22 protein-coding genes are annotated in these 15,448 nt (G+C 65.5%); 7 read left to right on the top strand and 15 right to left on the bottom strand.

The window, feature by feature from the left end:
- The first annotated feature begins 6 nt into the window (after positions 1–6).
- Both IEW49_RS02400 and bfr read left to right on the top strand, forming a co-directional pair.
- Positions 7–198, top strand: a complete 192-nt coding sequence (locus IEW49_RS02400) for a (2Fe-2S)-binding protein (protein WP_188641180.1) — start codon at positions 7–9, stop codon at positions 196–198.
- A 127-nt stretch (positions 199–325) separates the two neighbouring features.
- Positions 326–817, top strand: a complete 492-nt coding sequence (gene bfr / locus IEW49_RS02395; RefSeq protein ID WP_188641179.1) for a bacterioferritin — start codon at positions 326–328, stop codon at positions 815–817.
- On the opposite strand, the gene IEW49_RS02390 is transcribed toward bfr, so the two are convergent.
- The 3 genes from IEW49_RS02390 to der all read right to left on the bottom strand — a co-directional run bounded on the left by IEW49_RS02390 (position 814) and on the right by der (position 3,276).
- A complete protein-coding gene (locus tag IEW49_RS02390; RefSeq protein ID WP_373282460.1) occupies positions 814–1,236 on the bottom strand; it encodes an MgtC/SapB family protein in 423 nt (140 codons plus the stop codon). The two genes, bfr and IEW49_RS02390, sit on opposite strands and share 4 nt — an antisense overlap.
- Positions 1,237–1,363: 127 nt before the next feature.
- Positions 1,364–1,888: a DUF2721 domain-containing protein gene (locus tag IEW49_RS02385; protein ID WP_188641177.1), complete on the bottom strand. Its 525-nt coding sequence runs from the start codon at positions 1,886–1,888 to the stop codon at positions 1,364–1,366.
- Positions 1,888–3,276, bottom strand: a complete 1,389-nt coding sequence (gene der / locus IEW49_RS02380; RefSeq protein WP_188641176.1) for a ribosome biogenesis GTPase Der — start codon at positions 3,274–3,276, stop codon at positions 1,888–1,890. The genes IEW49_RS02385 and der overlap by 1 nt, the downstream gene beginning before the upstream one ends.
- Before the next feature lie 79 nt (positions 3,277–3,355).
- On the opposite strand from der, the gene rarD reads away from it, so the two are divergent.
- Positions 3,356–4,267 carry an EamA family transporter RarD gene (rarD, locus tag IEW49_RS02375; RefSeq protein WP_188641175.1) on the top strand — a complete coding sequence of 304 codons (912 nt, stop codon included), beginning with the start codon at positions 3,356–3,358 and terminating at the stop codon, positions 4,265–4,267.
- On the opposite strand, the gene pyrC is transcribed toward rarD, so the two are convergent.
- Complete coding sequence (gene pyrC, locus IEW49_RS02370; protein ID WP_188641174.1) at positions 4,264–5,301, bottom strand: dihydroorotase; 1,038 nt, start codon at positions 5,299–5,301, stop codon at positions 4,264–4,266. The two genes, rarD and pyrC, sit on opposite strands and share 4 nt — an antisense overlap.
- Positions 5,302–5,340: 39 nt before the next feature.
- Here pyrC and ygfZ point away from each other — a divergent pair, with 39 nt between their 5' ends.
- Positions 5,341–6,072, top strand: coding sequence for a CAF17-like 4Fe-4S cluster assembly/insertion protein YgfZ (gene ygfZ / locus IEW49_RS02365; RefSeq protein WP_188641173.1), 732 nt, complete (start codon positions 5,341–5,343; stop codon positions 6,070–6,072).
- A gap of 7 nt (positions 6,073–6,079) precedes the next feature.
- On the opposite strand, the gene IEW49_RS02360 is transcribed toward ygfZ, so the two are convergent.
- From IEW49_RS02360 to rplU, 4 genes are all read right to left on the bottom strand, one after another.
- On the bottom strand, positions 6,080–6,682 hold the full coding sequence (locus IEW49_RS02360) for a TetR/AcrR family transcriptional regulator (RefSeq protein WP_188641172.1): 603 nt from the start codon (positions 6,680–6,682) through the stop codon (positions 6,080–6,082).
- Positions 6,683–6,691: 9 nt separating this feature from the next.
- Positions 6,692–7,225, bottom strand: a complete 534-nt coding sequence (locus IEW49_RS02355; protein WP_188641171.1) for a GNAT family N-acetyltransferase — start codon at positions 7,223–7,225, stop codon at positions 6,692–6,694.
- 149 nt (positions 7,226–7,374) lie between these two features.
- Positions 7,375–7,644: a 50S ribosomal protein L27 gene (rpmA, locus tag IEW49_RS02350; RefSeq protein ID WP_188641170.1), complete on the bottom strand. Its 270-nt coding sequence runs from the start codon at positions 7,642–7,644 to the stop codon at positions 7,375–7,377.
- Between the two features lie 32 nt (positions 7,645–7,676).
- The gene (gene rplU, locus IEW49_RS02345; protein WP_188641169.1) at positions 7,677–8,189 is read right to left on the bottom strand and encodes a 50S ribosomal protein L21; all 513 of its coding nucleotides are present in this window, start codon (positions 8,187–8,189) and stop codon (positions 7,677–7,679) included.
- Positions 8,190–8,384: 195 nt separating this feature from the next.
- Here rplU and IEW49_RS13095 point away from each other — a divergent pair, with 195 nt between their 5' ends.
- Entirely contained in the window at positions 8,385–8,888 is a 504-nt protein-coding gene (locus IEW49_RS13095) for a hypothetical protein (RefSeq protein WP_229658047.1), read from the top strand.
- Positions 8,885–9,571, top strand: coding sequence for a Crp/Fnr family transcriptional regulator (locus tag IEW49_RS13090; RefSeq protein ID WP_229658046.1), 687 nt, complete (start codon positions 8,885–8,887; stop codon positions 9,569–9,571). The genes IEW49_RS13095 and IEW49_RS13090 overlap by 4 nt, the downstream gene beginning before the upstream one ends.
- Before the next feature lie 8 nt (positions 9,572–9,579).
- Here the strand turns inward: IEW49_RS13090 and IEW49_RS02335 are convergent, their stop codons facing one another.
- The 3 genes from IEW49_RS02335 to IEW49_RS02325 form a co-directional block, all read right to left on the bottom strand.
- A complete protein-coding gene (locus tag IEW49_RS02335) occupies positions 9,580–10,035 on the bottom strand; it encodes a hypothetical protein (protein ID WP_188641167.1) in 456 nt (151 codons plus the stop codon).
- Between the two features lie 76 nt (positions 10,036–10,111).
- Entirely contained in the window at positions 10,112–10,414 is a 303-nt protein-coding gene (locus IEW49_RS02330; protein WP_188641166.1) for a Rossmann fold domain-containing protein, read from the bottom strand.
- Complete coding sequence (locus IEW49_RS02325) at positions 10,411–10,785, bottom strand: dihydroneopterin aldolase (protein WP_188641165.1); 375 nt, start codon at positions 10,783–10,785, stop codon at positions 10,411–10,413. The genes IEW49_RS02330 and IEW49_RS02325 overlap by 4 nt, the downstream gene beginning before the upstream one ends.
- Before the next feature lie 74 nt (positions 10,786–10,859).
- Here IEW49_RS02325 and IEW49_RS02320 point away from each other — a divergent pair, with 74 nt between their 5' ends.
- The gene (locus IEW49_RS02320) at positions 10,860–11,603 is read left to right on the top strand and encodes a DUF1499 domain-containing protein (RefSeq protein WP_188641164.1); all 744 of its coding nucleotides are present in this window, start codon (positions 10,860–10,862) and stop codon (positions 11,601–11,603) included.
- Here IEW49_RS02320 and IEW49_RS02315 read toward each other — a convergent pair.
- From IEW49_RS02315 to IEW49_RS02300, 4 genes are read right to left on the bottom strand one after another with little or no spacing between them, the layout of a single operon-like run.
- Positions 11,600–12,493 carry a class I SAM-dependent methyltransferase gene (locus tag IEW49_RS02315; RefSeq protein ID WP_188641163.1) on the bottom strand — a complete coding sequence of 298 codons (894 nt, stop codon included), beginning with the start codon at positions 12,491–12,493 and terminating at the stop codon, positions 11,600–11,602. The genes IEW49_RS02320 and IEW49_RS02315 overlap by 4 nt on opposite strands.
- Positions 12,490–13,890 carry a threonine synthase gene (thrC, locus tag IEW49_RS02310; RefSeq protein ID WP_308419695.1) on the bottom strand — a complete coding sequence of 467 codons (1,401 nt, stop codon included), beginning with the start codon at positions 13,888–13,890 and terminating at the stop codon, positions 12,490–12,492. Before thrC ends, IEW49_RS02315 begins: the two co-directional genes overlap by 4 nt.
- The gene (locus IEW49_RS02305; protein ID WP_188641162.1) at positions 13,887–14,513 is read right to left on the bottom strand and encodes an SURF1 family cytochrome oxidase biogenesis protein; all 627 of its coding nucleotides are present in this window, start codon (positions 14,511–14,513) and stop codon (positions 13,887–13,889) included. The genes thrC and IEW49_RS02305 overlap by 4 nt, the downstream gene beginning before the upstream one ends.
- A 17-nt stretch (positions 14,514–14,530) precedes the next feature.
- Positions 14,531–15,358: a cytochrome c oxidase subunit 3 gene (locus tag IEW49_RS02300; protein ID WP_188641161.1), complete on the bottom strand. Its 828-nt coding sequence runs from the start codon at positions 15,356–15,358 to the stop codon at positions 14,531–14,533.
- Positions 15,359–15,448: the final 90 nt, after the last annotated feature.

Below are 15,448 nucleotides of genomic sequence, written 5' to 3'. Positions count from 1 at the left end.
GCCCACATGTATATCTGCATCTGCAACGCCATCCGCGAAGCCGACCTTCGCCGCGTCGCGCGCCGTTGCCCGGGCAATGCCGAGGCCTGCTATGGCGCGATGGGTAAGCAGCCCAGCTGCGGCACCTGTCTCGACCGGGCCGACGATATCGTGCTCGAGGAGCGCGAAGCGGCGTTCGAGAAACTCTCCGCCGCCTGAGTTCCAACGCTACTGACAATCGCTCGCAAATGGCGGATTTCCGCCCTTTTTTGTGGTGCGCGCCCTTGCCCGACTCGGTCGCGAGGCGCATGGTGGGGACCTTCCTCCTCCTAGTGGACGACACGATATGCAGGGTGATCCCAAGATCATCGAGTTCCTCAACAAGGCACTCACCAACGAGCTGACCGCGATCAACCAGTATTGGTTGCACTACCGCGTGCTGCACGATTGGGGCGTGACCACGCTTGCCGAATACGAGCGCCACGAGTCGATCGACGAAATGAAACATGCGGACATCCTGGCCGAGCGCGTATTGTTCCTTGGCGGGCTCCCCAATTTCCAGGCGCTCCACAGCCTCAAGGTCGGCGAGACGGTCGAGGAGATCCTCAAGGCCGACCTCGCGATGGAGAACGAGGCGATCCCGCTGCTGCGCGACGCGATCGAAGCGTGCGAAGAAGCGCGCGATTTCGTCAGCCGCGAAATCTTCGTGCGCATCCTCGAAAGCGAAGAGGAGCACGTCGACTTCCTCGAGACCCAGTTCGACATGATCGCGCGCATGGGCCTCGAAAACTACGTCCAGTTGCAGAGCAAGCCGGCCGGCGACGGCGGCGAGGGCTAGTCCCGCTTATCCTCGTCAAGCTTGCGATCGGGGCCGAAAAGCCGTCCCTCCACGATTCGCAGGAAGGTGAGCATCACCAGGCTGATGATCGTGCCTATGACGACCACCGGCCAAAGTGCAGCACCGCAAGCGATGCCGATCACGCTCGCCAGCCAGAGATGGGCGGCCGTGGTGATGTTGTGGAGCTTGCCCTTGCTGAAGACGATCAGTCCCGCACCGACGATACCGATGAAGGCCCCGATGGCCTCGAACAAGCGCAAGGGATCGGCGCGGGCACCGTCGAGCTGGTAATAGAGGGCTAGCATCGCCACCGTGGTTCCGGCCGCCGAAAAGCACACCAGCCCGTGGGTCCGCATGCCCGCGGCGTGTCCGCGCAACTCCCGGTCCAGCCCGAGCAGCAGTCCGAGAACCGCGGCCACGCCGAGGCGGAGGACAACTTCCCAGTTGAAGTATTCGAGTTCGGATACCGGGTTGAGTTCCATCGCTCGATGAAATGCGCGGCGCGCGCGATAGTTTCGGCTTACTGACGGTCCGAGCGCCGTCCGTTCAGTCGCTGCGCTTTTCCGCCTTCTTTCGCAGGATCGCCCGACTCTGCCTGCGGCGTTCGTGCGCGCTGCCGGTGGCGAGCCGGGTCTCGAGCAGGAACAGCACCAGCCCGACCATCAGCAGCCCCATGGTGACGATCCAGGCCACCGCGGTCACCGTCCCGATCTGCGGGCGGATGAAGGCCGAAACGAACAGCAGCGCGACCACCACGCAGATTGTCAGCGCCGAGGCGGTCGAGAACATCACCGCACGCTGGGCATAGACGCGGCGCTGTTGCAGCACCGGGATTTCCTCGCCCAATCGCCCGCCCTCGCCCGAATCGAGCACGCGTTCGATGTCCTCGATGCGCGTCGCGATCCAGATCAGGCGGCTGGTCATGACGTTCATCACCGCACCGATCGCCGCGAGAAGGAACACCGGCGCCAAGCTCAACTGAACTATCTGCTGCACGCGCGAGGTGCTCGCGGTGCGTTCGAGCAGTTCGCCCGCAAGGCTAGGATCGGCGGCGAGGAGCAGATCGAGCATCAATCGTCCTGGTATGGGTTTTTGGGGCTACGCAGGTTGACGCGAACGGGCACGCCTTCGAGCCCGAAGGTTTTGCGGATGCCGTTGACGAGATAGCGCTCGTAGCTGGTCGGCAGCATGTCGAGGCGGGTGCCGAAGACCACGAAGCGCGGCGGGCGGGTCGCGGCCTGGGTGATGTAGCGCAGCTTGATCCGGCGGCCCTTGGGCGCAGGCGGCGGGTTGTTCATCAGCGCATCGTCGAACCAGCGGTTGAGCGCCGCGGTCGGCACGCGCTTCGACCAGGTCTCGCGTAGTTCGAATGCCGCGCCGATCATCTGGTCGAGCCCCTTGCCGGTGATCGCCGAGACCGAGAACACCGGCAGGCCCTTCACCTGCGCCAGCCCTTCGCCCAGCGCCTCCTTGATCCCGTTGAACAGGCTGGAGGGTTCTTCGGCGATATCCCACTTGTTGATCGCGATCATCAGTGCGCGGCCTTCCTCGATCGCCATCGCCGCGATCTTGAGATCCTGGTGCTCGAGCCCCTGCGTCGCGTCGAGCAGCAGCACGACCACCTCGGCAAAATCGACCGCGCGGCGCGCATCGGCGACCGACAGCTTTTCGAGCTTTTCGACCACCTTGGCTTTCTTGCGCATGCCGGCGGTGTCGATCAGCTTGATCTCGCGCGCCTCGCCGGTCTTGGGATCGGTCCATTCCCAGTCCACCGCGATCGAATCGCGCGTAACCCCGGCTTCGGGCCCGGTCAGCAGGCGGTCTTCTTCAAGAAGACGGTTGATCAGCGTCGATTTGCCCGCATTGGGGCGTCCCACGATCGCGAGCTTGAGCGGGCCGAGCGGCGGGTCCTCGCCCTCTTCGCCTTCCCATTCGGGCGTGTCTTCGGGCTGCTTGAACTCGATATGCGGGCGCAGGGCGTCGAACAGGTCGGCCACGCCGGTACCGTGCTCGGCCGAAAGCGGCACCGGATCGCCGAGACCGAGCGCGAAGCTCTCATAGATCCCGCCCTCGGCTGCGCGCCCTTCGGCCTTGTTGGCGACCACGATCACGGGCACTTCCTGCTCGCGTAGCCAATTGCCGATCTCCTCGTCGAGCGGCGAGAGCCCGGCACGCGCATCGATCACGAACAGCGCGGCGTCGGCGCCTTCGAGCGCGGCCATGGTCTGCTGGCGCATCCGGCCCGACAGCGTCTTGATGTTCTCGTCTTCCCACCCGGCGGTATCGACGATTTGGAAATCGAGCCCGAGCAGGCTCGCATCGCCGAACCGGCGATCGCGGGTGACGCCCGGCTGGTCGTCGACCAGCGCGAGCTTCTTGCCCACCAGCCGGTTGAACAGCGTGGACTTTCCGACATTCGGGCGGCCGACGATCACGACGGTAGGGAGCGGATTGGGCATGGTGTCCGCGCAATTGGGCGTTCGAGCGGCGAATGGCAAGTTGCTTGCTGTAAGGAGGTCGCGCGACTACGGGCCGCGCATGACGACGCCTCCCATCCCCGAAGCCAAGCCGTCCGGCCTTGCCGCGGCGATCGGCGCCTATACGCTGTGGGGGCTGATGCCGCTCTACCTGCTGACGGTGAAGACGGTGCCTCCGGTAGAATTCGTCGGCTGGCGCATCCTCTGGACGATCCCGCTGTGTTTCGTGATCCTCGTCTTTCGCAAGCAGATGGGCGAATTCCTCGCGATCTTCCGCAACCGGCGCGCGCTGCTCGTCCTCGCCGCCGCGGCTACCCTCGTGGCGACCAACTGGGTGGTCTACGTGCTCGCGATCCAGCGCGGCAATCTCTACGCTGCGAGCCTCGGCTATTACATCAACCCGCTGGTCAACGTGTTCCTCGGCACGGTCGTGCTCGGCGAGAAAATGAGCCGCATGCTGTGGGTCGCGGTCGTGCTGGCCGGTATCGGTGTCGCGATCCTGCTCGGCGGGGCGCTGACGACGCTCTGGATCAGCCTGACGCTGGCATTGAGCTTCGGGACCTACGGGCTGCTCAAGAAGACCGTGCAGGCGGGCGCCGTGCCCGGATTGACCATGGAGACCGTGCTGCTCGCCGCGCCCGCTGCCGCGACCTGCTGGTGGTTCGCGCAATCACCGACGGGATCGAGTTTCACCCAGAGCGTCGAGCTGTCGGCGCTGATCATGCTCGGCGGGGCCTGGACCGCGATCCCGCTGCTGCTGTTCGCGATCGCGGCGCGGCGGATGGATTATTCGGTGCTCGGCTTCATCCAGTTCCTCGCCCCGACCATGGTCTTCATCCTCGGCCTGACCGTGTTCGACGAGCCATTGAAGCCGGTTCAGCTCGCGAGCTTCGGCTTCATCTGGGCGGCGCTGGCGCTGTTCGTATGGGAGTTGTGGCGCGGAAAGCGTCGCGCCAGGCCGACCGCGACCTAACCTTCGAAGGCCCAGCCGAGCGTTTCGCCCGCGTGGAACGGAACGACCGGCTTACCCGCCGCGTCGACGCAATCGGGCACGACATGCTCAGTGCGGCGAAGCGTCACCGTGTCGGTGTTTCGCGGCAGGCCGTAAAAGTCCGGCCCGTAATGGCTGGCGAAGCCCTCGAACCGTTCGAGCGCGCCTTCCTCGTCGAACACCGTGACATAGCTTTCGAGCGCGAAGGGTGCGTTGAATATCCCCGCACAGCCGCAGGCGCTCTCCTTCGCCGCCCGATCGTGCGGCGCGCTGTCGGTGCCGAGGAAGAACTTGGGCGAACCCGAAATCGCCGCGGCGCGCAGCGCCAGCCGGTGCAGCTCGCGCTTGGCGACCGGCAGGCAATAGGCATGTGGCCTGATCCCGCCGACCAGCATCGCATTACGGTTTATGTGAAGGTGCTGCGGCGTGATCGTCGCCGCGACGGCGGACCCGGCCTGCGTGACGAAATCGACCGCCTGCGCGGTGGTGATATGCTCGAAAACCACCTTGAGATCCGGGAGATCGGCGATCAGCGGGGCAAGGATGCGGTCGATGAACTCGGCCTCGCGGTCGAACACGTCTACGTCGCTCTCGGTCACCTCGCCATGGACGCACAACACCATGCCGATCTCGGCCATCCGCTCGAGCACGCCGCGGATGTTGGCGACATCGGTCACGCCGTGGGCCGAATTGGTAGTGGCGTTGGCGGGATAGAGCTTGGCCGCGGTGAACACACCGTTGGCGAACCCTTGCGCGATATCTTCGGCATCGGTGTCGTCGGTAAGGTAGCAGGTCATCAGCGGGGTGAAGTCAAAGCCCCGGGGCAGCGCGGCCATAATCCGCGCGCGATAGTCGCGCGCTGCCGCGGTGGTCGTGACCGGCGGCGCGAGGTTGGGCATCACGATCGCGCGGGCGAACTGGCGCGCGGTGTAGGGCAGCACGCCGCTTAGCATGTCGCCATCGCGCAAGTGCAAATGCCAGTCGTCGGGACGGGTGATCGTAATACTGTCGCTCATCGGGGTTCGCTTAGCGGCGAGCGCCCCTATATTCCAGACATGACCCTGCTTTCAGACCGCGCCATCATCACGATCACTCCGACTTCGGAGGACGAGGATGCCGTCGGCTTCCTCCAGGGACTCGTCACCAACGATGTCTCTGGTGGCGACTCCCCCGGCCTGCCGACCTATGCGGGCCTGCTGACTCCGCAAGGCAAGACCATCGCGGGCTTCATCGTCTGGCGTGACGGAAATAGGCTGCTGCTCGACTGCGAACGCAACAGCGCGGCGGAGTTGGTGAAGCGGCTTTCGCTCTATCGCCTGCGGCGCAAGATCGCGATCGAGCTCGACGAAAACCTCGCAGTGCATTGGCGGCGCGACGGCAGTGATGGCGCTGCCGACCCGCGCCTCCGAGCGCTGGGCAGCCGCTGGATTGCGCCTCCCGGTAGCGCCGGCGACTCGAGCGAAGGCTATCACGCCCATCGCCTTTCGCTCGGCGTCGCCGAGACGGCCGAGGAAATCGGCGACCTGCTGTGGCTTGAGACCAACGCCGCCGAACTGAACGGCGTCTCCTTCACCAAGGGCTGTTTCATCGGGCAGGAGAACACCGCGCGGATGAACTGGCGACAGAAGGTCAACCGGCGCTTGGTGGTAGTCCCGCTCGATCGATCGGAGGAAAAGCGCCGGCGGGTGGCATATCCCGACCACGGGCTCGCGGTCGACCATTTGCGCGTCGCCGATATCGACCCCGAACTGCTGCCCGATTGGCTGCGCGAAGCAGTCGCAAGCTAAATCCGGATCAATCCTTCGCCGTCTGATGAGCCGCGATCGAATCGGCGAGCATGCGTTCGGCACGGTCGCGTGCGGTGTCGCGCGGGAGGCGCAGCGACTTGGCGAGCGGCTGGCCCATCAGCGCATCGCCCAGCGCCAGCAGCACCAGCGTCAACGTCTCTTCGTGGACCCGCATCTTCTCGCCGTGCGCCTCGCTTTCCTCGGGCGCGATCTCGTCGACGAGATCGTGGATCGTCTCGACGATCGGATCGAGCGCGTCCTCGTTGCCGGTGAGGATCATCCAGCTGGCGAGCTGTCCCGCGCCTTCGCGATCGAACGCATCAAAGGCGAGATCGACCACTTCGCGCGGCGACCCCAGCCCCGCCCGACTCGCGCGCACCGCTTCGATGATCGTCTCGCAAACCGTCTGCGCGAGGTACGCCGCAAGCGCCTTCTGCAGGCCCGAGGCCGAACCGAAATGATGCAGCAGATTGGCATGGGTGCGCCCGACCCGCGCGGCGACCGCCTTCAACGTCACGCTCTGCGGACCGGCTTCGATCAGCAGCGCGCGCGCCGCTTCGAGCGCGGTACGACGGCTTTCTTCGGGCGATAGGCGTTTGCGGGTGGCCATGCGCGATTCCTAAGCGGCTTTCGCGGCAAGGCAAGGGCGCACACCCAAGCTTAGCGCATAGTGCTTGCACGGAGCCACCGTACCGCGCCCCGCGCTGTGGCGCTCCGAAACCTCTCCGGTCGGCAGGAATCCGACCTTCTCGAGCACGCGGCCCGACGCGGGATTGTCCACGAAATGCCCGGCGACAAGATCGCGGTGGCCGCACAACCGCGCGATTTCGAGCACCGCCAGCGCAGCCTCGGTCGCATAGCCCTGGCCCCAGAATTCACTGGCGATCCAGTAACCGAGCTCGCTCTCTCCTGCGCGCTCGTCGATCCCGATGCAGCCGACCAGCTTGGCGTCGCTCGTCCGGGTGACAAGGAAGCGGGGGCAGCGCGGATCGATCGGCAGCGCGACGAAGGCACGCGCATCGTCTTCGCAATAGGGCCAGGGCGCGCGCGCGAGGTTGCGGACGATGGCTTCCTCGCCGATCGCGGCGAAGATCGCCTGCGCGTCTTCGGGCCAGGGTGGCCGCAACAGCAGCCTGTCCGATCTGTGAAACATCGTAATTCCCCTCTTGCCGGACCTCCCTCAAGGCCCGGGATCGCGAGGGAGACGAAAAAAGGGAGACGGGCCTGGCCCCTCTCCCTCTTCGGCCGGATAAAGCTCCGGCGGGGCCGTCCCGGTGGACAGCCCGTGTCTAAGCTGCCCGATTATTCGGCGGCGACTGCCATCTCGTCGATCGAGACGTATTTGCGCGCCTGCTTGCCCGAGTGGAAACGCACTCGGCCGCCGGTAAGCGCGAAAAGGGTGTGGTCCTTGCCCATGCCGACATTTGTGCCCGGATAGAACTTGGTGCCGCGCTGACGCACGATGATGTTGCCCGGAACGACTTCCTGGCCACCGAACTTCTTCACACCGAGGCGACGGCCGGCTGAATCGCGACCGTTGTTGGACGAACCGCCTGCTTTTTTATGTGCCATGGCTCAATAACTCCTGACCGGACGCGTCCGGCTTACTTCTTTTCGGTCTTCTTCGCAGCCGTTTTCTTGGCGGCGGGTTTCTTGTCCGCGGCCTTCTTGGTCGCAGCCGCTTTCTTCGGCGCGGCCTTCTTGGCGGCGGGCTTCTTCTCGTCGGCCTTCTTCGCCGGAGCCTTCTTCGGAGCGGCCTTTTTGGCCTCTTCCTTCGGAGCGGCTTCCTTCTTCGGCGCAGCCTTCTTCTCGGCCTTGGCATCGCCGACCTGCGTGATGCGCAGCAGCGTCATCTGCTGGCGGTGGCCGGCCTTGCGGCGATAGTTGTGACGACGACGCTTCTTGAAGACGATCGTCTTCTCGCTCTTCGCCTGCGCGATGATCTCGGCCGAAACCGCGACTTTCGAGGCGTCCTTGATATCGTCGCCCTCACCGGCAAGCAGGACGTCGCCCAGCTTGATGGTGTCGCCGGCTTCGCCAGCGAGCTTTTCGACCGCGATTTTGTCTCCGGCGGCAACCCGGTATTGTTTGCCGCCCGTGCGCACGACTGCGAACATGGTGCTAACTCTTTCTCGTTACTGCAATCAGCGGCTCCGAAAAGCCGCACTCCGACGCCGCGCGAGTTGCGCGGTTGCCGGGAAAGCGGTGCCGTTAGTCGAAGACCCAACAGCTGTCAACGCGAAGCGCCCCAGATTCTCGGTCCAACTGGAACATTCTGGCGAACTCGCTCGCACATGCTATGGGGCGAGCTGATGAAGCGCGTCGCAATCCTCTTCTCCATATCGGCATCGCTCGCCGCCTGCGCAAGTGGCGGCGACTATCCCAGCCTCGCGATTCGCGACGGCGAGCGGATGACGGGCAGCGCCACGACACCCGAGCCCGCCCAGCCTACAGAGCGCGTTGCGCTGTCGACCGACACCACCACCCGCGTTGCGCAACTCGAGAAACTGGGCCGAGCCAATCATGCCGAGTTCGCCAAGCTCGAATCGCGCGCCTCGCGACTGGTCGCAGCAGCCCGCGGCAGCGCGATCACGACCAAGGCCAATGCATCGGCGCAGATCGCGCTGGCCGAATTGCAGTCCGCGCACGAAGCAACCGTGTCGGTGCTGGCCGAACTCGACGTCCTGCTCGCCGAGGCGACGCTGGCAGACGCTCAACTGACCACGATCGAGGCGGCCCGCGGCGAAGCGGCGCGACTGGCCGAGGAAGAACGCACCACTATCGCCCGACTCGCGGCCGACCTGCCATCGCAGTGACCGACGAACTCGCCTGTGCCCAATGCCCGGTCCGCGATCGCGCGGCCTGCGCCTCGCTCGACGAACGCGAACGCGCCGAGCTCGCGCGCGGCGGCCGGAGGCGCGATCTCGCAGCGGGCGAAACGCTGTTTGCGGTGGGCGACGACAATGCGACCTGCGCAACTCTCGTCTCGGGAGCGCTAAAGATCGTCTCAACCGATCCGGAGGGCGAGGAGCACATCCTTTCGCTGATCCATCCGGCCGGTTTCGCGGGCGAGCTGTTCGCCCCGCTAACCGACCACGAAGTGGTGGCACTCACCGACTGCCGCGTCTGCCTGTTCTCGCGCAAGCAGCTCGAATCGACGATCGAACGGTTTCCGCAACTGGGCGCGGCGCTGCTGCGCAGGGCGCAGGACGATCTCCACGAAACGCGCCGCTGGCTCGACCTCGCACAGACCGGCGATGCGCGGCGTAAGGTCGGCGGGGCCTTGATGGCCTTCGCAGAAGCGGCCAGTGATTCGCCGTGCCATCCGGCCAGCCGCTTCGATCTCCCGCTCAGCCGGGCAGAACTGGCTTCGCTACTCGGCCTGACGATCGAGACCGTGAGCCGACAGGTCACCCGCTTCGAACGCGACGGAGTGATCCGCCGACACGGAAAGCGCGGGATCGAACTGGTCGACCCCGCGCCCCTCACTGGCGGCTGACGTTCGGGTCAGGCCGTCAACCCCCAGATCGTCACGATCGCGACTCCCCACCCGAGCACGACCATAGGCACGACATACATCTGCGCGATCGCCGCATTCGCGCTGCAGCGGCCTGTCGCGGTCATCACGCCGCGCAGCTGGAATTCGGCCCAGCGCGGGGACTTGACCGGATTGTCGGGCTTCATCCCGACCCACAGTGCGGGCACCGCGAAGATCGCGACGGTAAACAACATGCAGATCGCGATCGGGATGAGCAGTGCTGGTGCGGCAAGGCCGAAACCCAAGATCGCGAGAAAGGCGAGGAACACGCCGCCGAGACCGATATGGAGCGCCGGCGGGAAACCGAAGCTGCGATCGACCGCGACGGGCTGCTGCGGTGCAGTCTCGATCGCAGGCAGGATTTTCGCAAGCGTATCGACCTTGGCGAGGGTGTCGAGTTTCGGGCGTTCGAGATGTTCGGTCATGGCTTTGCCTTCCTTTCGGCAAGCCTTGTGCCCCTTGCGGGCTCATGCCGCCTTGATCTCGATCAAGCCATGCGGATTACCTCGCGAGCCGCAAATATTGGCCGGTGACACCGGGGGCCTCGGCAAAGTAATCCTTCGCCTCTCCGATCGCAGCATCATTGTTCGACGCCACCGCATTCACGCGGCGCCGTGGCCCCGCTTCGCGCGCCAGCTCCTGCACCGCGGCGAGGCGCCAATTGCGGTGCGTGTGGTCGGCGGGAGAGAACACCAGCAGCAGGTCGTCGTCGCAGCTGCGCGCTTGAGACAGCCAGCGTTCCTGAAAGCAGGCCGCGGCATCGAGCGGCTCGTCCGAAAGGGCAGGAATGCGGAGCGTCTTCACGCGCGCCGCTCCCGCAGCAGGGTGATCCCGATCTTCTCGCCCGCCTCTGCGATGGCGAGCTTGACGATCTTGACCTCGACCCGCTCGATTCGTGTGTCCTGCAGGAACAGCGTCTCGCAGACATGGTCGGCAACCGCCTCAATAAGCTTGAAATGGACGCCTTCGGGCAGCGCGTCGGACGCGGCGAATTTGAGGTCCATGTAGTTCTTGCTGTCGGCCAGCGGCGTCTCCGCATCGTAGCGAGGCAACGGTCGCATCCACACCCGGATGGTAAAACGCAGCGGCTGCGCCTTGCCGGTTTCTTCAGAATAGATCCCGGTGAGCACGTCGTGCTCGAAATCCGCGACTTCGAGGATCAGGCTGTCGGCCAAGCGCAATGCTCCTTTGCAAAGAGCGCGCGACGTGACACATGCGGACACGACCTGTCCAGAGGGGGAACCGAGCCATGACGACTTCGCACAACAGACATTGGACCGCGTGGCTGGGCAAGCTCGCGCTCACGCTGTCGCTGGCCGCGATCGTGGTCGCGCTGGTCGGCACCACGCTCGCCCGGTTCGATGCGATCGAGAAAATGACCGGCTTCATGGGCTTCGTCTACGCGCTGCGTTCGGCGATGTGGCTCGCCGGCTTCGCCGCGCTGGCGCTGGTGCTGAGCTGGGTGCTGGGCAAGCGCACGAGCTGGTCGGCGCTGGTCGGCCTGCTGGCGGCGGGCGCGTTGATGGCGACCGGTGCATGGCTGCGCGGCGAGGCGGGCAAGTATCCCGCGATCCACGACGCCACAACCGATCTCGAAAACCCGCCCGCATTCACCGCGCTCGAAATTCCCGAAGACAATCTGCGTGGAGTCGAGAGCGAGGCCGATTGGCGCGAATTGCACCGCGCAGGCTATCCCGATCTCGCGCCGGTCGAGGTGCCCAGTTCGGTCGCCGACACGATCGCGCGGGCCGAGGAACTGGCCGAAGAGCGCGGCTGGACGGTGATCGCATCCGACGCCGAAGCCGGCAGGCTCGAAGCGGTCGCCTATGCCGGCTGGATCAAGTTCGAAGATATCGTGGTGCTCACCGCCGAGCCGAACGAGTCAGGCGGATCGACCGTCAACATGCGCTCGATCAGCCGGGTGGGTGTGAGCGACCTCGGCTACAACGCCAAGCGGATTCGCGAATTCCTCGCGGCCCTGGAAGCGGGCTAGGCGTTCGACCAGCGGGCGAACAGCGCGGTCGGCAGGGTCCGACCGCCCTCGCCTTCCTCTCGCACGGCGAGTTCCCCCAATTCGATCCTGCCGGGCAGGTGGGCGAGTTTTTCCGCCAATAGCTGTCCGAGCGACAGCGCGCTCATCCTCACCGCATACACGGTGAGGAACAGGAAGCGGCTGTCGCCATCGAGCAACTGCCCGCAATCGCCGATCAATTCCGGCAGCCCGTCCTCAATCCGCCAGGTCTCGTTCTTCGGCCCGCGCCCGAATTTGGGCGGATCGAGGATGATCCCGTCATAGCGGTTCTCGCGCCGCACCTCGCGTGCGGCGAATTTCATCGCATCGTCGACAAGCCAGCGGATCGGTCGCCCCTCCATGCCCGACATCGCCGCGTTTTCGCGCGCCTGCGCGACCGATTTCTTCGACGCATCGACATGGGTGACGGGCCCGTGCTCGCTGAGCGCCAGGCTGCCCACCCCGGTATAACCGAACAGGTTCATCGTCGGGCGGATCGCGGCGCGTTCGCCAAGCTGAGTGCCCATCCACTCCCAGACCGGCGCCATGTCGGGGAAGAAACCGAGATGGCGGAACGGCGTGCATTGCGCGGTGAATTTGGCGGACCCCCAATTGAGCGTCCAGCCGTCCTCCGGCACCTCGGGCGAAAGGTTCCAGCGACCGCCGCCGTCCTCGTCGCTACCAGGCACGAACTCGCCGTCGGCGGGCCACTCGTCGAGCCGCGGCTGCCACAGTGCGAGCGGTTCGGGTCGGATGAAGCGATAAGGGCCATAGCGTTCGTATTTGCGACCAAGGCCGCTGTCGAGCAGGCCGTAATCGTCCCAGGCTTCACCGACCAGCAGGCGCGGGGTCATGTCGAGTGCGAGGCTCATGCGAGCGTCCTTGCAATGTCCTCGAGGTGCGATGCAACCGCCTTGGGATCGGCCTCGACGGTGGCGTAGCGCTCCTCGCGCCCGAAAATCGCCCGCAGACGCTCGGGCGCGGCGGGCCGCTCGCCGAGCGCCTCGGCTACCGCATCGGGAAACTTCGCCGGGTGCGCGGTGGCCAGCGTCACGATCGGCACGTCGTGCGGCAGGTCGGAGGCAAGCGCGGCATGCAGCCCGGCGGCCGTGTGCGGATCGATCACCTGCCCCGCGCGGTCGCGCGCCCAGCGCATCGCATCGGCGATCGCACCTTCATGCGCCGAAGCCCCGGCGAACATCGCATCAAGCACCCGGCGCTGCGGTGCGGTGAGGTGGAAGCGACCCTCTTGCGACAGGAGCTCCATCTGGCCCGGCGTGGCGGCGGGATCTGCATCGAACAGCAGGCGTTCGAAATTGCTCGCGACCTGGATGTCCATCGCCGGCGCACTGGTGGCGAGCGCTTCGCCGCGTTCGTATAGCCCGGTTGCGATCGTGCGCGGGAGGATCGCATTGGCATTGCTGGCCACGATCAGGCGCTCGACCGGCAGGCCCATGGCACGCGCGACATGGCCTGCGAAAGCATTGCCGAAATTGCCGGTGGGCACGGCAAAGGCGAGCGGACGGTCGACCGCGTTCAGTTTGGCCGCAGCGGCGAAATAGTAAGGGACCTGCCCCGCGATCCGCAGCCAGTTGATCGAATTCACCGCGCCGAGGCGCAGGTCGCCGACCCCGCTTGCGAACAGCTGCTTCACGATGCGCTGGCAATCGTCGAAGCTGCCCTTGACCGCGAGATTGACGATGTTCGGAGCGTCGACCGTGGTCATCTGCCGCCGCTGTACCTCGCTCACGCGACCTTCCGGGTGGAGCATGACGAGGCCGATATTGGCGCGGTCCGCGATCGCCGCGATGGCCGCCGATCCGGTATCGCCGCTGGTTGCACCCACCAGCACCAGGGGCTGCCCGCCTTCCTCGGCGTCGATCAGCTCGGCCATGATGCGCCCGACCACCTGCAGCGCAAAGTCCTTGAATGCCAGTGTCGGGCCGTGGAACAGCTCGAGCAGCCAGTGGCGCCCGGCGAGGGGTACCAGCGGCGCGACTTCGGGATCGTCGAAGCCCGCATAGGCTTCCTGACAAATCTCGAACAATCGCTCGTCGGGGATCGCGTCCCCGACGAAGGCCGACAGGATCAAAGCGGCGAGATCGGGATAGGGCAGCTCGGCGAGGTCGGCGATCCGGGCCTTGGGCAGGCGCGGGATGTCCGCCGGCATCCACAACCCGCCATCGGGCGCGGTACCGGAGAGGACGACGTCGCGAAACGATGCGCGCTCCGCGGAGCCGCGCGTCGAGACGTATCGGATCGCGCTCACGCCCGCTCGCGCCAGCGACGACGCAGCGCAAAGGCGTAGATGACCAGGGCCGTGAAGGCGAAGAAGAACCACTGCCCGGCATAGGCCCAGGAAGTGTTCTCGTATTCGGCGGGGTCAGGCTGTCGTGAGGCCTTGAGGCCGGCCTTCGGTTCGCTCGCAACGATCATCGCCGCGCGGTTGGACGGGCGAAACGACAGCCGCTCGAGAAACCCGCGATCGTCGGGGGCCTGCGCGGCGAGTCCCTCGATCACGCCGCCATCCCACTCGACGACGGTGTCAGGCCGCTCGGCGACACCGATCTGCGTCTGGAAACTGGCACCGCTCGCGCGGTTTACGCAGGTCGCGATCTGGCGCCACCCGGTCCGGCCCGCAGCGTCCTTGCCGCCGGCGACCTCGATCCTCGTCACCTCGTCGCAGGTCGCACGTAATCGGCGGAAGAGGTAGCGCTCGTCCCCCGCCTTGCCGAAGGGATAATCGAGCACCGGCTGGGTCGGACGTTCGACCATCGCCTGCTTCAGCCGGTCGCGCTCCGCACCGCGGCCCAGTTGCCAGATGCCGAGTGCGATCATCGTCGCGACCGCGGCCGCGACGACGATGGTCGGAATGATGGGCAGGCGCCTCATGCGAGGCCTCGCTTGTCTTAGTGCGTCGGGTAGCCCCAGCCGCCCCAGACATAGACGACGATGAAGAGGAACAGCCACACTACGTCGACGAAATGCCAGTACCACGCCGCCGCTTCGAAGCCGAAATGCTGGCGCGGGGTGAAGTGACCCTTGTAGCTGCGCACCAGGCACACGATCAGGAAGATCGTGCCGATGATGACGTGGAAGCCGTGGAAACCGGTCGCCATGTAGAAGGCCGAACTGTAGGTGTTGCCCCCGAAACCGAACGGCGCCGCGGCGTATTCGTACGCCTGAATGCAGCTGAACAGCACGCCGAGGATGATCGTGGCCCACAGGCCCTTCTTGAGGCCTTCGCGATCACCATTGATCAGTGCGTGGTGCGCCCAGGTCACGGTGGTGCCCGAGCATAGCAGGATCAGCGTGTTGAGCAGCGGCAGATCGAACGCGTCGATCACTTCCTCGATTGCGGCGGGCGGCCATTGCCCGTCGACCACTTCGGTCAGCGTCGAGGGGAAAAGCGAAAAATCGAACCAGCTCCAGAACCAGCCCACGAAGAACATCACTTCGGACGCGATGAACAGGATCATGCCGTAGCGCAGGTGGAGCTGCACGACCGGGGTGTGGTCGCCCGCATGCGCTTCGCGGATGATGTTGCCGAACCAGCTGAAGAAGGTGAAGACGAGACCGATCAGGCCCGCGATCAGCACCGGGGTGCCGAAATTGAACACGTCCGGGTGGAAGCTCATCACCATGCCGGTCGTGAACGTCAGCGCGCTCAGCGAGCCGATCAACGGCCACGGATCGGGATCGAGAATGTGATAGGTGTGCGACTTGTTACCGGCCATGATGTCCATCTTTCGGATGAAGGTGTGCCGGTGCCCTTAATCGCCCGCGCCGCCGGGGTCTAGGGGGTGAGGACGGGTTTTCGTGCTACT

This window comes from Pseudoblastomonas marina (assembly GCF_014641655.1).
GTDB lineage: Bacteria > Pseudomonadota > Alphaproteobacteria > Sphingomonadales > Sphingomonadaceae > Alteriqipengyuania_A > Alteriqipengyuania_A marina.
The sequence above is the reverse complement of the archived record's forward strand: the minus strand, read 5'-3'. Positions and strand labels throughout refer to the sequence as shown.

Bases quoted from the DNA above. Each gene is read 5' to 3' on its own strand.
- IEW49_RS02305 (WP_188641162.1), bottom strand. From the start codon at position 14,513: ATGAGGCGCCTGCCCATCATTCCGACCATCGTCGTCGCGGCCGCGGTC.
- IEW49_RS02385 (WP_188641177.1), bottom strand. From the start codon at position 1,888: ATGCTCGATCTGCTCCTCGCCGCCGATCCTAGCCTTGCGGGCGAACTG.
- IEW49_RS02355 (WP_188641171.1), bottom strand. From the start codon at position 7,225: ATGTTTCACAGATCGGACAGGCTGCTGTTGCGGCCACCCTGGCCCGAA.
- IEW49_RS02315 (WP_188641163.1), bottom strand. From the start codon at position 12,493: ATGAGCCTCGCACTCGACATGACCCCGCGCCTGCTGGTCGGTGAAGCC.
- IEW49_RS02360 (WP_188641172.1), bottom strand. From the start codon at position 6,682: ATGGCCACCCGCAAACGCCTATCGCCCGAAGAAAGCCGTCGTACCGCG.
- IEW49_RS02320 (WP_188641164.1), top strand. From the start codon at position 10,860: ATGACGACTTCGCACAACAGACATTGGACCGCGTGGCTGGGCAAGCTC.
- IEW49_RS13095 (WP_229658047.1), top strand. From the start codon at position 8,385: ATGAAGCGCGTCGCAATCCTCTTCTCCATATCGGCATCGCTCGCCGCC.
- der (WP_188641176.1), bottom strand. From the start codon at position 3,276: ATGCCCAATCCGCTCCCTACCGTCGTGATCGTCGGCCGCCCGAATGTC.
- pyrC (WP_188641174.1), bottom strand. From the start codon at position 5,301: ATGAGCGACAGTATTACGATCACCCGTCCCGACGACTGGCATTTGCAC.
- IEW49_RS02335 (WP_188641167.1), bottom strand. From the start codon at position 10,035: ATGACCGAACATCTCGAACGCCCGAAACTCGACACCCTCGCCAAGGTC.
- rarD (WP_188641175.1), top strand. From the start codon at position 3,356: ATGACGACGCCTCCCATCCCCGAAGCCAAGCCGTCCGGCCTTGCCGCG.
- IEW49_RS02300 (WP_188641161.1), bottom strand. From the start codon at position 15,358: ATGGCCGGTAACAAGTCGCACACCTATCACATTCTCGATCCCGATCCG.
- bfr (WP_188641179.1), top strand. From the start codon at position 326: ATGCAGGGTGATCCCAAGATCATCGAGTTCCTCAACAAGGCACTCACC.
- rpmA (WP_188641170.1), bottom strand. From the start codon at position 7,644: ATGGCACATAAAAAAGCAGGCGGTTCGTCCAACAACGGTCGCGATTCA.
- rplU (WP_188641169.1), bottom strand. From the start codon at position 8,189: ATGTTCGCAGTCGTGCGCACGGGCGGCAAACAATACCGGGTTGCCGCC.
- ygfZ (WP_188641173.1), top strand. From the start codon at position 5,341: ATGACCCTGCTTTCAGACCGCGCCATCATCACGATCACTCCGACTTCG.
- IEW49_RS02400 (WP_188641180.1), top strand. From the start codon at position 7: ATGTATATCTGCATCTGCAACGCCATCCGCGAAGCCGACCTTCGCCGC.